The sequence below is a fragment of the Labedella phragmitis genome (genome assembly GCF_004078635.1).
GTDB classification, from domain to species: Bacteria; Actinomycetota; Actinomycetes; order Actinomycetales; family Microbacteriaceae; genus Labedella; species Labedella phragmitis.
On record NZ_RZNB01000004.1, the window covers coordinates 95,879 to 108,116 of the forward strand.

Here is a 12,238-nt window from a genome sequence, read left to right on the forward strand (position 1 = left end):
CGGGATCGCGGCGTTCGTCGCATCACCGGCAGGCCGCATCGTGAATCACCGCGGCGACGACGAATCCCCCGGACTCCGCGGGCGTTCGCGGTGTCCGGGGGATCCGGTGTCGGTGGATCCGGGCGGATCAGACCGGCTCGACGACGAGGACGGGGTCTGTCGTGGGGGTTCCCCCTGAGCCGCCGGACTTCTCGATCGTGACCGCGACGATGTCGCCGGCGTCCATGCCACCGGCGAGCACTCCCCACCCGGTGCCGTCGGCGCCCGTGTCGAAGATGCCGGCGGAGACCGGACCGGCCTCGTCGATGTACCAGAGCTCGTAGGTCTTGCCGCTCGGAAGCTGCGGCAGCCCGTTGACGACGAGCACGGACTTGCCGAGCTCACCCGACCAGACGAGCGTCGCGGTGCCGCCCTCGCCATCGACCTCGACCGTCGTGCGCTGCACGTCGGAGGCCGAGTTGACCTCGGCGAGCGCGACGGCCTGGGGCAACTGGTTGCCGTTCTCGACGATGCCGACGAACATGCTCGACCCCACGATGACGGCTCCGACCGCTGCGGCAGCGACGGCGTACGACAGCGGCTTCGAGTACCAGCGACGATTCGCGCGTTCCTGGGCCTTCCGGATCTGACCGGGGGTCAACTGCGAACGTCGGTCGGTCGTGGCCGGGGCGGTGACCGCACCCGCCGCACTGTGCTCCTCCGTCGGGACGGCGGCGATCGCCGGAGCGGGGACGGGTCGCGCATCGGGTGCCGGGTCGACGGCGTGCCGGGACCGAGACTCGCTCGACTGCTGCGGTGTCGTCGCTATGCGCGCCATGAGCGCGGCCTTCAGGTCCGTGGGCGGATCGACGGGTTCGAGGGCGAGGCCGAGGGCGGCCGAGACATCCTCGAACGATTCGAGCTGCTCGCGAGCGGCCGGAGACGACTCCAGTTCCTTCTCGAAGGCGGCCGCCTCGTCGGCGTCGAGCCCCCCAGCGGCATACACGCTCGCGTCGAAGCCCGGATTGTTGGTGCTGCTCATGATGCCACCCCCATTTCATCTCTCAGACGGATCATGCCGTCACGTATTCGTGTCTTCACGGTGCCGAGCGGCACCCCGAGCATCTCGGAGACCTCGCTGTGGCTGTAGCCCCCGTAGTACGCCAGAGTGACGGCCTCGCGCTGCAGGTCCGTGAGGCTGCCGAGTGCTCGCTCCACCCGCTCGTTCTCGAGCCGGAGCTCCGCGGTCTCGGCGACGGTGTCGTAGTCGATCGCGTGGTCGCGGATGCCCACTCGGAGATCGCGCTCCCTGCTGGCCTGTGAAGCCCGCACGCGATCGACAGCACGACGATGCGCGATCGTCATGACCCACGTCGTCACTCCACCCTTGTTCGGAGCATAACGGGGAGCGGTTTGCCAGAGTTCGACGAAGATCTCCTGCGTCACCTCCTCCGATTGAGAGGGGTCGACGAGCACACGGCGGACGATCGCGAAGACGCGGGATGCGAGCCGGTCGTAGAAGTCTCCGAAGGCGAGCTGATCACCGGACGCGATCCGGGAGACGAGGAGCTGGAGCTCCGCTGCGGCGGTCTCCGCCGTCTGCTTCTGCTGGGCTCGCGCCTCGGTGCTCGTGTCTTCGCTTGCCACGGACTCAAGCATGCCAAACAATCCGGAGAACTCCGGCATCCACTCGCCCGGAGGGGCTGCACTGCTATGCGAACGTGGCGGTGCGACATCCGTCGTCAACATGAATCCGCTCCTTCCGAGCGCCGCTTTCCTCGGATGCGTCCCCACTGCCGACCGGATGAGCGGACCGTTCGCGGGGTCGACGGCACTTCGGGAACAGTTCGGGACCACGGCGTGATCGGGTTGCTCGGAACGCCGCTCGATCCGCGGAATCGTGCGGACAGGACGAGCTGGGAGACGGATTTCGACTTTCTGCGTATAGAGGTACGACTCGGGCCCTCGGCGAGGAATCGCGCACGAATGTCCAATCCCTTCCCGTCCAGGTTCCGAATGCCCCATCGAGAGCCGCGGTACAGCGGCCACGCAAGCCGGCGGATCGTCGGCCTCACAATCACAAGGAGTGTTCTCATGCGAGTGAAGAAGCGCAATCTCATGGCTGTCCTGTCCCTCAGTGCCGTTGCGGCGTTCGGCCTCGCCGGCTGTTCGACCGGCACCTCGTCCGGCGACGCGGCCAGCGAGGAGCCCTCGATGACCGAGGAGACCACGATGCCGAGCACCGAGGAGATGGACCCCGCGATGAACCTCGTCGGCCCCGGCTGCGCCGACTACGCCGAGGCCGTTCCGGACGGCGACGGATCCGTCGCCGGTATGGCTGAAGACCCGGTGGCCGTCGCCGCCTCGAACAACCCGCTGCTCACGCAGCTCACGGCTGCCGTCTCCGGCCAGCTGAACCCGGACGTCGACCTCGTCGACACGCTCAACGGTGGGGAGTTCACCGTCTTCGCTCCGGTCGATGACGCCTTCGCAGCCGTCGACGCTGCGACGCTCGAGGCCCTCAAGTCGGACGCCGACCTGCTCACGAGCATCCTCACCTACCACGTCGTCCCCGGCCAGCTCGCTCCTGACGCTGTCGTCGGCGAGCACGCCACCGTTCAGGGCGGCATGGTCGAGGTGACCGGTGAGGGCGACGCCCTCATGGTCAACGACGCCAACGTCATCTGCGGCGGCGTCACCACCGCCAACGCGACGGTGTACCTCATCGACGGCATCCTCATGCCCGCCATGTGATGACGCATCACCCCTGATCGCGCTCCGGCGCCATCCATCGGAACGGCCATGGCTCACGCCATGGCCGTTCCGTCGTGCGCGGCATGGTCCATGTCGATGCGTGAGGCGCAAGACCCGAGTGGTCCTCAAATTGGTCCTAGCGGCGTCCCCCATGCGGGGGACATACTGTCTCTGATGCGTGCTCCCCCGAGCCCGCTCCCCCGGACCGCCCCGCTTCTCACCCCCCGTCCCGCTCGGCCGCGCGCCGGGCATCTCCGGGTGACGAGCTCGCACAGGAAAGCAGCCCATGAGCGCCTCGAAGAAACTCCTCGCCACGATCGGACTGTCGGCCCTCGTCGTCGGATCCGCGCTCACCGCGACGGCGGCGAGCGCCGCGACCGATGACTGCACGCCCCTCCGGCAGGACGTCTTCCAGGCCGTCAATCCCGACTCGAGCCAGTCGCTCCTCACCGTGAGCGAGCGCGAGACCATCCGCGCTGCCGACGTCTGGGGCTTCACCGAGTCGCGCGGAGCCGTCTTCGAAGCCTCACCGAAGAAGAAGGACGGACTCGTTCCCGTCTACCGTCTCTACAAGGACGAGCGTTTCGTGTGGATCCCCGAGAAGCGCGGCTCGGACGAGATCGAGCGTGCACAGTCCGTCTTCGGGTGGGACCTGCAGAAGATCGACTTCTGGGCATCACCCACGCCGATCGACTGCGGCATCGGGGTGCACCGCCTCTGGAACCAGGAACTGCAGACGTTCCGAATGGAAGCGGACTCGGCACGCGTCGAGGCTCTCCTCGCGGACGGATGGCGCGATCAGGGAGCGCGGTTCTGGGTCGCCCCGAACGACGACGCGCCCACGCCGACACCGTCCCCCACGCAGAGCGATCCGGCACCCACGCCGACACCATCGCCCACGCAGAGCGATCCGGCACCGACTCCCGCGCCGGAGCCGGAGCCCGAGCAGCCGACGCCCGGTCCGGTGCCGCCGTCCGAGTCGCCCGCCGACGCCGACGGCACCTTCTCCCTCGCGATCATCCCCGACACGCAGATGGAGATGGGCCGCACCACGCGCTTCGCTCAGCGGAACGAGTGGCTCGTCGAGAACAAGGAGGAGCTCGACCTGCGGTACGCGCTCCACACGGGCGATGTGACGAATTGGGGCGAGAAGGATCCCGCCCAGTACACGGTGGCGTCCGACGCGATGAAGGTCCTCGAGGACGGCGGCATCCCCGCGGCGATCGCGATCGGCAATCACGACACGAGCGCCGTCTGCCCCGGCGGCGCATCCTGCCCGGGAGAGAACCCGTCGATCACCATCCGTGACACCCCTCTCTTCAACGAGACGTTCCCCGCCACGCGTTACACGAACATCTCGGCGGTCTACGAGACGGGTCGCGTCGACAACCAGGTGCAGATCTTCTCCGCCGGCGGCGCCGACTTCCTCATCCTGACGCTCGAGCTCTGGCCCCGCACGGAGGTCGTGGAGTGGGCGAAGGAGATCGTCGCCTCGCACCCCGGCCACAACGTCATCGTCAACACGCACTCCTACCTCGAGGGCGACGGGTCGATCATGCAGGGCGACGGCGGATACGGCGCCACCTCCCCGCAGTACCTCTATGACGAACTGATCTCGCGGTACGCCAACGTGAAGATGGTGTTCTCGGGCCACGTCGGGATGTCGAACCAGCGCACCGACGTGGGAGTGAACGGCAACCGGATCGCCTCCTTCCTCGGAGGCTTCCACAGCCCGCTCAATCCGGTGAAGCTCGTCGAGGTCGACGTCGACGCCGGAACGCTCACGGCCGAGGTGCACGTGCCGCAGACGAAGACGCACGAGTCGCAGTACGACGCGACGATCGAGGGCATCGACTTCATCGAGTGATCGTCTGAGCCGCCGGGAGCTCGCCCCCGCTCGTCCGACCGTGGGCGGGCTCCGTCGTCAGACAGGCATGAAAAGGGCCGGGCCGCAGAACGCCTCTCGGCGCGAGGCCGCTCGGAGCGGCTAAATGTGGAGCCCGGGGTTACTGCGGCCCGGCCGAGATCCAGTGTAACGGGCCCCACGGTTCCTCGTTTCCGTGTTTGCGCTGCGCGAACACAGGCTGACGAAAGCCGTCCGAATGACGACTCTCGCCCCGGTCCGACCGGTCCGACTCATCAGTCGAGCGACTCCGAGCGCCACAACCGGGCGCACGACGTCAATTCTCCGGCGATGCTCGAATAACGGAGGGCCCGCCGGGTCAGCTCCGTCGAGCGCACGGGCTCGGTGACGTCGAGGTCGTCGGCGACCGACGTGCAACCCGCGCCCGTCACCCGGCAGAACGCCGCTGCACGGTCGAGGGCGACGGCGAAGTCGCCCTCGAAGAGCCCGCGCAGGATCTGGTCGGCGAGAACCGTGATCTCGTCGGGTCCCGTCGGAGCCTCTGCGCCCGCGACGATCGGGTCGATCGTCGAGCTGACGGCGACGCCGCGCTCGAAGTAGAAGGACGTCGAGACGGGGTCCTGCCGGATGAGGACGCGCAGCAGGTAGATCCGCCACAACGCACCCGGCAGGCTGCGAGCACTCGCGCGCGACCACAGCTCGGCGATCGCGTCGATGCCGTGCTCGTCGGTATAGGCGACGAGTCGGTCGACGATCTCGGCGTCGGGGTCGGCGCGGACGCGAGACAGCAGGGCGTGTGACGTCTCGTGCGCGATGCGGCTCGACTCGGCCGGATCGATGCCGCCCTGGTACGCCTCGAACACGGAAGTCGGGAACATCGTCGGCTTGTGGAACTCCTCGGCCATGGCTGCGCCCTCCTGCCTCGTGACACGTACCCGTCAACGCTACTCCCGCTCGCGCGGCGTTCTCCCCCGCCGGTGTCTCACGGTAGATTGGGGAAACGCGGGCCTCTAGCTCAGTCGGTAGAGCAGCGGACTTTTAATCCGTAGGTCGTGGGTTCGAGCCCCACGGGGCCCACCCTGTACTCCCCCGGAATCACGCGGGGCCGACCCGGTCGCCCGGCTTTCGTGGCCTGCATGGGCACGCTTCGTTACGGCCCAGAGCGGTTCGGCTTCGAGGATCGTGTCCTCGCACACGTGCTGGGCGTCGTGGACCACTGACCTCGACCTCGCAACCCAGGTATCGGTCCGGCGAGGATCGTCATCTGCCCTTCTCTGGCAGACTGGGTGGCGCTACGTCGGATCGCGTTTCTGCCCAACGGGCTCGACTGCGGCCCACGATCGTGCATGCAGCGCGCACTCCCGTCGGCTCATCCGCCGCAGCACTGGAAGGGTTCTGCGCCGACGAACCTCATGCTCGCTGTTGCCGAGATCCAGTCAAGCCGTTCCAGGCGGAACGTACGGCCATAGCGGTGCGATGATCGTGGAAGGGAACATGACAGAATCCGCAGCCCGAGGGCTCGACGAATGGGACGACGGTTCGACTCGTTCTCCACTCGCGCAACCACGAGAAGTGACCCGTCCGGAAATACACGACCGCTTCGGGCTCATCGTCGACGGTACGAGGTACCCTCTCGAGCTCGGCGTCGACATCGAGGACTTCAAGCGCACCATCGTGTCCACGACCCGGAACGGCGGTGGCTTCGTGACCATCCCTGGCATGAGCGGGAACTACTCGCTTTTTGTGTCGACCGGGCTCAATCTGCTCATCGTTCGTATGCCCCGAGATTAGCCTCCGCCCGCGTGAGCGCGTGTGGCGGGGCGCTGCGATTCGTTCGGCGACGCGCCCTCCCTCGGTCCCCGCGTCGTGAGGCGGGCCCTGTCACCGTCCGGCACGACGAGCGGCGCGCACGGCCTCGCGCCTGCCGGACTCCCCCGGACGGCGGAGGCGCGCAGCACGCGTGCTCCCTAGGCTGGGCGGCATGACCGATGCCGCTCACGACCCCGCCACCCCGGACACCGTCGTCCCCCCGCCCGAACCCGCGCGGCCGAGCGGCGCATCCGCGCTGCTCATCCGCGGCTTGAGGAAGTCGTTCGGCGCGAAGGTCGCCGTCGAGGACCTCGACCTCGACGTCCCGACCGGATCCTTCTACGGCCTCGTCGGCCCCAACGGTGCCGGGAAGACCACGACGCTCTCGATGGCGACCGGACTGCTGCGACCCGACGCCGGCACCATCGAGGTGCTCGGCACGGACGTGTGGCGGAACACGGTGAAGGCGAAGTCCCTCGTCGGCGTGCTGAGCGACGGCATCGCCCTCTTCGACCGACTCACCGGAGAGCAACTCATCACGTACCACGGCCTCCTCCACGGCATGGATCGTGAGACCGTCGCGCAGCGCACGGGCGAGTTGCTCGATCTGCTCGATCTGCGCTCCGCGGGCGGCACTCTCGTCGTCGACTACTCCGCGGGCATGACGAAGAAGATCGCCCTCGGCGCCGCGCTCGTGCACGCTCCCCGGCTCCTCGTACTCGACGAGCCGTTCGAGTCCGTCGACCCCGTCTCGGCCGCGAACATCCGCGACCTGCTCGCGGGATACGTTCGCGGGGGCGGGACGGTCATCGTGTCGAGCCACTCGATGGACCTCGTGCAGCGCATGTGCGACCACGTCGCGATCATCGGATCCGGGCGGCTCCTCGCCGCGGGGACGACGGACGAGGTCCGGGCGGGCTCGACGCTGGAGGACCGTTTCGTCGAGCTCGTGGGCGGACGACACCACTCGGAGGGACCGACGTGGTTGCGCACCTCCTGAGACTCCGTTTCCGACTCCTCCTCAACAGCTTCACGCGCAGCACGTGGACGCTCGTCTCGGCGATCATCGGCGCCGCGTGGGGATTGTTCATCCTCGTCGGACTCGTCGCCGGGATGATCGCGCTGTCCTACGCCGAGCCCGTGTGGGTCTGGACGGTGTCCGTCCTCGCAGGGGGCGCAGCCGTGCTCGGGTGGATCGTGGTCCCCCTGCTCCTCCGCGGCGTCGATCAGTCGTTGAGCGTCGACAAGCTGCGCATCTTCCCCCTTCCTCCGAGGCGCCTTCTCGTCGCCCTCCTCGTCGTGGGGCTCCTCGGCGTCCCGGGACTCGTGACCCTCACCGCGGGACTCTCGACGACGCTCAGCTGGCTCGGACACCCCGTCGGCCTCGTGGCGGCTCCCCTCGCGGCTGTGCTCGGTGTCCTCACGTGCGTCACGGCGTCGCGTGCTTTCGAGTCGGTCGGCGCCTCCCTCGCGGCCGGCCGCCGTTACCGCGAGGTCATGGGTGTGCTCGTCTTCGTGCCGCTCCTCCTGCTCGGTCCCATCATCGGCGTCGCGGGGTCCTCCCTCGCCACGATCTCGAACGACCTTCCGGATATCGCCCGCACGATGTCGTGGACGCCGCTCGGGGCGGCCTGGTCGATCCCCGGAGACCTCGTGCTGCGCCGCAACGGCGAGGCGCTCGCGAAGACCGGTATCGCCCTTGCGACGCTCGCCGTGTTCGTGCTCCTGTGGAGGCGCAGCCTCGCGGTGCTCCTCGTGACCCCGCCTCGCGCGAGCGGAGGGTCGGGCTCCGCGAAGGGCCTCGGCCCGTTCGCCTGGTACCCGGCGACGCCCACCGGCGCCGTCGCCGCCCGGACCACCGTCTACTGGCTTCGCGATCCCCGGTACGGCGGCTCGCTCATCATGCTGCCGTTGCTCGCGGTGATCGCGGTCTTCCTCGCGTCCACCGGATCCGACTGGTTCCTCGCGGCGCTCGGACCCGTCATCGCCGCGACCCTCGCGATCACCCTGTGCGCCGAGGTGTCGTACGACGGCACGGCCTTCGCGACTCATCTCTCGACGGGAGTGAGCGGGGTCGCCGACCGCGTCGGTCGCGTCATCACGCTCGGTCTGCTGTCCGTCCCGCTCGTGGGCGTCGCGACGGTCGTCCCCCTCCTCGTGCTCGATCGCGGCGAGCAGATCCCCGCGCTCCTCGGGATCGGTTTCGGCCTACTTCTCACGGGCTTCGGGGTGTCGAGCGTCGCCTCGGCCCGGTTCCTCCTCCCCGTTCCCGCGGCCGGAGAGAGCCCGTTCAAGACGCCGCCCGGTTCGACATTCACCTCGCAACTCGGGATGTACGCGGCGTGGTTGATCGTGTTCGGGCTCGCGATCCCGGAACTCGCTCTCGGCATCGCGGCGATCGCCCTCGGGAGCGTCGTTCTCGGCGTCGCCGCGCTTCTCGTCGGCATCATCGCCGGCTCGATCGTCATGGTCGTGGGGATCCGTCAGGGCGGTGCGCTCCTCGAGCGGCGAGGCCCCGAACTCCTCGCGAGCCTGATGCGCGCGCGAGGCGCCTGATCTCCGGCGTCCCCATAGCGTGAGTGACACTCTCGTGTAAAGCCGAAGTCGAGGGCCGCTCGCCTTGTCTAGGCTCGGTCTCGTGACTGAGGGTGCGGTCGGCTCTGGCCCCCTTGTCGTCCCGTCGAACCCGAAGCGACGTGGAGAGGGTCCGGGAGAGCGCGTCGGGCGCCTCCCGGGCCCTCGTGCTCAATCCCGGTCATGACGGCTGGTCACGGCGGGTGTCAGGCGGGGCGCACGCCGGCGGCCGGCAGGATGACGTGGTCGATGTTGCCGATGAGGAACTCACGGTTGACGGGCTTGCCGAGCATGAGCGCGCGATAGGCGACGAGCGCCGGGCCGATCGTGCAGAGCTGCTCGATGTCCACGGAATCGGGGATCTCCCCGCGGTCGACGGCCCGTCGGAAGACGATGCGATTGGCGGCGGCTCGCGGCTCGACGAGCGCCTCCTGCGCCGCCGCGGCGAGTTCGGGACTGCGGGCGATCATCGAGACGATGCCCGCCATGACGCGGAGCTTTCGCTCGGCGTCGCGGATGTTCGGCGGCTTGATGAGGGCGATGAGATCCCCCCGCAGCGTGCCCGTGTCGGGTAGCGCCTCGAGGTCGATCTCGCTCGACTTCATGCAGGCGACGGCGTCGAGCACCAATTCCGGCTTGGACGACCAGCGTCGATAGAGCGTCGCCTTCCCCGCCTTCGCACGGGCGGCGACCATGTCGATCGTCATACCGTCGTAGCCGGTCTCGGCGAGCACGTCGAGGGTCGCTTCGAGGATCTCGGGGTCCCGCGTATGGTCGCGCTTTCGTCCGAGTCTCGGTTTCGGTTCTGCGAGGTCCGCCTGCTCCACTGCAGTCGCCCTCCTCTCCTCGTCATCGAGATTACCAGCGGGTAAAATCCAGAACTGCCTATATCCGGAACTCGACAGTACCGTATAGAGTGACGCTCATGTCAGATTCCTCTTCCCCGGCGACGGACGGTCGTCGCTGGATCACCCTCGTCGTCGTCGGGCTCGCCCAGCTCATGGTCGTGCTCGACGCCACCGTCGTGAACATCGCACTCCCTGCCGCTCAAGCAGACCTCGGCTTCTCGGACGGCGAGCGCCAGTGGGTCATCACGGCGTACTCCCTCGCGTTCGCGAGCCTGCTCCTGCTCGGCGGTCGACTCTCCGACCTCATGGGCCGCAAGCGCACCTTCGTCATCGGCCTCATCGGCTTCGCCGTCGCGTCGGCGCTCGGTGGCGCCGCGACGTCGTTCGAGCTCCTCGTCGCCGCGCGTGCGCTCCAAGGCGTCTTCGGCGCCCTGCTCGCGCCCACGGCCCTCGCCGTTCTCACCACGACCTTCGTCATCCCCCAGGAGCGCGCCAGGGCGTTCGGCGTGTTCGGGGCGATCGCCGGAGCGGGCGGCGCCGTCGGACTACTGCTCGGCGGCTTCCTCACGGAAGCCCTCGACTGGCGCTGGAACCTCTACATCAACGTCATCATCGCCGCGATCGCCCTCGTCGGCGCCTTCCTCTTCGTCCCCACCATCACCCGGAGCGGACCGCGGCCTCGACTCGACCTCCCCGGCACGGTGCTCGTCTCCGCCGCCCTCTTCGGACTCGTGTACGGCTTCTCCAACGCGGAGACGCAAGGGTGGGACGCGCCCGTGACGTGGCTCATGCTCGTCGGCGCCGCCGTGCTGCTCGTCGCCTTCGTGGCGTGGCAGCGTCGCGCGGCCCACCCGCTACTTCCGCTCTCGATCGTGCTCGACCGCAACCGCGGCGCCGCCTACAGCTCGGTGCTCATCGCGGGAGCCGGCATGTTCGGGATCTTCCTCTTCGTCACCTACTACCTGCAGACGACGCTCGGCTACTCGCCGATCCAGACCGGCCTGTCCTTCCTCCCGATGATCGGGATGCTCGTCGTCGCCGCTCAGGTCGGAACGAACGTGCTGGTTCCTCGACTCGGACCGAAGATCCTCGTGCCGACCGGAATGACCCTCGGCGCACTCGGCATGGTGCTCCTGACCTTCGCAGACGAGTCGAGCTCGTACGCCGCCTCGATCCTGCCGGCGCTCATGGTGCTCGGGACGGCGATGGGAACGATCATGCCGGCGTCCATGCAGACGGCGACCCTCGGCGTCGACCGCGAATTCGCCGGCGTCGCCTCGGCGATGGTCAACACGAGCCAGCAGGTCGGCGGCTCCATCGGCACGGCACTGCTCAACACGCTCGCGGCGACGGCCGTGTCCGACTACCTCACGGATCACGCTTCCGTCACCCAGGCCGTCGGCGTACACGCCGCGATCGCCGGCTACTCGACCGCGTACTGGTGGGGCGCGGGGTTCTTCGCCGTCGGCGCCGTCCTCTCTGCCCTGCTCTTCCGCCGACGCGGACAGGGACTGTCGCTGTCGCACTCGCCCGCCGCGCAGTCGACCGAGCCCGTCGCGGCGCTCTGACGACGAGCGCCCGCGAGCGGCGGTGCGGGAGAGCCGCACCGCCGCGCGCCGTCAGCCGGCGAGACCGGTGCGGATGCTCTCGTAGAAGGCCTCCGGCGTCTCGGAGACCCCGGCCTTGACGAAGCGCGACCAGTCGTCGACGAGCACCTCGGCGGAGCCCGCCTCCACCCCGGCGAGCGCCGCCTCGACCACCTGTGCCGGCGTGATCTTCGGCCCGTCGTACCCCCGCATCATGTCGGTGTCGGCCGCACCGAGGTGCACACCCGTGACACTGACGCCTCGGCCTGCGAGCTCGGCCCGGACACTCGTCGTGAGCGCCCATTCGGCGGCTTTCGCCACGTGGTAGGCACCCGCGCCCGGAGCGCTGAACCACGACAGGGCCGAGAGGACGTTCGCGATCGCGCCGCCGCCGTTGGCCGTGAGGACGGGAGCGAACGCGCGGATCATCGAGAGTGTTCCCCAGAAGTGGGTGTCGAGCTCGAGGCGGATCTTCCCGAGGTCGCCCGAGACGAGGTCGGCACCCGTCGTGATGCCCGCGTTGTTGACGAGCAGCGTCACGTCGGACGCCGCTTCGGCCGCAGCCCGGACACTCTCCGGGTCCGTGATGTCGAGACGCAGGGCGCGCACACCCTCGAGGTCGATCGATTCGGGACGCCGGGCGGTCGCGTAGACGGTCGCGCCCCGCTCGACGAGGATACGGGCGAACTCGCGACCGATGCCGCGGTTGGCTCCCGTGACGAGGGCGACGGAGGTACTGATGTCCATGTGGTGATGGTCCTTTCGATGACTGACTCCAGTACCGTAGGACCTGACATCAGTGTCAGGGTCAAGCGAGGAGACGC

Annotated in this window: 11 protein-coding genes and 1 tRNA gene; 7 read left to right on the forward strand and 5 right to left on the reverse strand. The window is 68.6% G+C overall.

Annotated elements, in window-relative coordinates; genetic code table 11:
- Positions 1 to 127 precede the first annotated feature (127 nt).
- Together ELQ90_RS10930 and sigK are read right to left on the reverse strand one after the other, a co-directional pair.
- Complete coding sequence (locus ELQ90_RS10930; protein ID WP_128495320.1) at positions 128 to 1,021, reverse strand: anti-sigma factor; 894 nt, start codon at positions 1,019 to 1,021, stop codon at positions 128 to 130.
- On the reverse strand, positions 1,018 to 1,626 hold the full coding sequence (gene sigK, locus ELQ90_RS10935; RefSeq protein ID WP_279432135.1) for an ECF RNA polymerase sigma factor SigK: 609 nt from the start codon (positions 1,624 to 1,626) through the stop codon (positions 1,018 to 1,020). The genes ELQ90_RS10930 and sigK overlap by 4 nt, the downstream gene beginning before the upstream one ends.
- Positions 1,627 to 2,073: 447 nt before the next feature.
- On the opposite strand from sigK, the gene ELQ90_RS10940 reads away from it, so the two are divergent.
- On the forward strand, positions 2,074 to 2,733 hold the full coding sequence (locus tag ELQ90_RS10940) for a fasciclin domain-containing protein (RefSeq protein WP_128495322.1): 660 nt from the start codon (positions 2,074 to 2,076) through the stop codon (positions 2,731 to 2,733).
- A 286-nt stretch (positions 2,734 to 3,019) separates the two neighbouring features.
- Positions 3,020 to 4,600 (forward strand): metallophosphoesterase, encoded by a 1,581-nt coding sequence (locus ELQ90_RS17110; protein ID WP_128495323.1) that lies wholly within the window; start codon positions 3,020 to 3,022, stop codon positions 4,598 to 4,600.
- A gap of 272 nt (positions 4,601 to 4,872) precedes the next feature.
- On the opposite strand, the gene ELQ90_RS10950 is transcribed toward ELQ90_RS17110, so the two are convergent.
- Positions 4,873 to 5,502 carry a DNA-directed RNA polymerase subunit beta gene (locus ELQ90_RS10950; protein WP_128495324.1) on the reverse strand — a complete coding sequence of 210 codons (630 nt, stop codon included), beginning with the start codon at positions 5,500 to 5,502 and terminating at the stop codon, positions 4,873 to 4,875.
- Between the two features lie 99 nt (positions 5,503 to 5,601).
- Between ELQ90_RS10950 and ELQ90_RS10955 the strand changes: the two genes are divergently transcribed.
- The 4 genes from ELQ90_RS10955 (at position 5,602) to ELQ90_RS10970 (ending at position 8,962) form a co-directional block, all read left to right on the forward strand.
- Positions 5,602 to 5,674, forward strand: a tRNA-Lys gene (locus tag ELQ90_RS10955).
- Between the two features lie 417 nt (positions 5,675 to 6,091).
- A complete protein-coding gene (locus tag ELQ90_RS10960; RefSeq protein ID WP_128495325.1) occupies positions 6,092 to 6,388 on the forward strand; it encodes a hypothetical protein in 297 nt (98 codons plus the stop codon).
- Between the two features lie 190 nt (positions 6,389 to 6,578).
- Positions 6,579 to 7,406 (forward strand): ABC transporter ATP-binding protein, encoded by an 828-nt coding sequence (locus ELQ90_RS10965; RefSeq protein ID WP_128495326.1) that lies wholly within the window; start codon positions 6,579 to 6,581, stop codon positions 7,404 to 7,406.
- Positions 7,388 to 8,962: a transporter gene (locus tag ELQ90_RS10970; protein ID WP_128495327.1), complete on the forward strand. Its 1,575-nt coding sequence runs from the start codon at positions 7,388 to 7,390 to the stop codon at positions 8,960 to 8,962. Before ELQ90_RS10965 ends, ELQ90_RS10970 begins: the two co-directional genes overlap by 19 nt.
- Positions 8,963 to 9,186: 224 nt before the next feature.
- Here the strand turns inward: ELQ90_RS10970 and ELQ90_RS10975 are convergent, their stop codons facing one another.
- Complete coding sequence (locus tag ELQ90_RS10975; RefSeq protein ID WP_128495328.1) at positions 9,187 to 9,807, reverse strand: TetR/AcrR family transcriptional regulator; 621 nt, start codon at positions 9,805 to 9,807, stop codon at positions 9,187 to 9,189.
- A 98-nt stretch (positions 9,808 to 9,905) separates the two neighbouring features.
- Here ELQ90_RS10975 and ELQ90_RS10980 point away from each other — a divergent pair, with 98 nt between their 5' ends.
- Entirely contained in the window at positions 9,906 to 11,396 is a 1,491-nt protein-coding gene (locus tag ELQ90_RS10980; protein WP_128495329.1) for a DHA2 family efflux MFS transporter permease subunit, read from the forward strand.
- A gap of 51 nt (positions 11,397 to 11,447) precedes the next feature.
- Here ELQ90_RS10980 and ELQ90_RS10985 read toward each other — a convergent pair whose 3' ends face one another.
- The gene (locus ELQ90_RS10985) at positions 11,448 to 12,161 is read right to left on the reverse strand and encodes an SDR family oxidoreductase (RefSeq protein WP_128495330.1); all 714 of its coding nucleotides are present in this window, start codon (positions 12,159 to 12,161) and stop codon (positions 11,448 to 11,450) included.
- Between the last annotated feature and the right edge of the window lie 77 nt (positions 12,162 to 12,238).

Bases quoted from the DNA above. Each gene is read 5' to 3' on its own strand.
- ELQ90_RS10950 (WP_128495324.1), bottom strand. From the start codon at position 5,502: ATGGCCGAGGAGTTCCACAAGCCGACGATGTTCCCGACTTCCGTGTTC.
- ELQ90_RS10940 (WP_128495322.1), top strand. From the start codon at position 2,074: ATGCGAGTGAAGAAGCGCAATCTCATGGCTGTCCTGTCCCTCAGTGCC.
- ELQ90_RS10980 (WP_128495329.1), top strand. From the start codon at position 9,906: ATGTCAGATTCCTCTTCCCCGGCGACGGACGGTCGTCGCTGGATCACC.
- ELQ90_RS10960 (WP_128495325.1), top strand. From the start codon at position 6,092: ATGACAGAATCCGCAGCCCGAGGGCTCGACGAATGGGACGACGGTTCG.
- ELQ90_RS17110 (WP_128495323.1), top strand. From the start codon at position 3,020: ATGAGCGCCTCGAAGAAACTCCTCGCCACGATCGGACTGTCGGCCCTC.
- ELQ90_RS10985 (WP_128495330.1), bottom strand. From the start codon at position 12,161: ATGGACATCAGTACCTCCGTCGCCCTCGTCACGGGAGCCAACCGCGGC.
- ELQ90_RS10930 (WP_128495320.1), bottom strand. From the start codon at position 1,021: ATGAGCAGCACCAACAATCCGGGCTTCGACGCGAGCGTGTATGCCGCT.
- ELQ90_RS10965 (WP_128495326.1), top strand. From the start codon at position 6,579: ATGACCGATGCCGCTCACGACCCCGCCACCCCGGACACCGTCGTCCCC.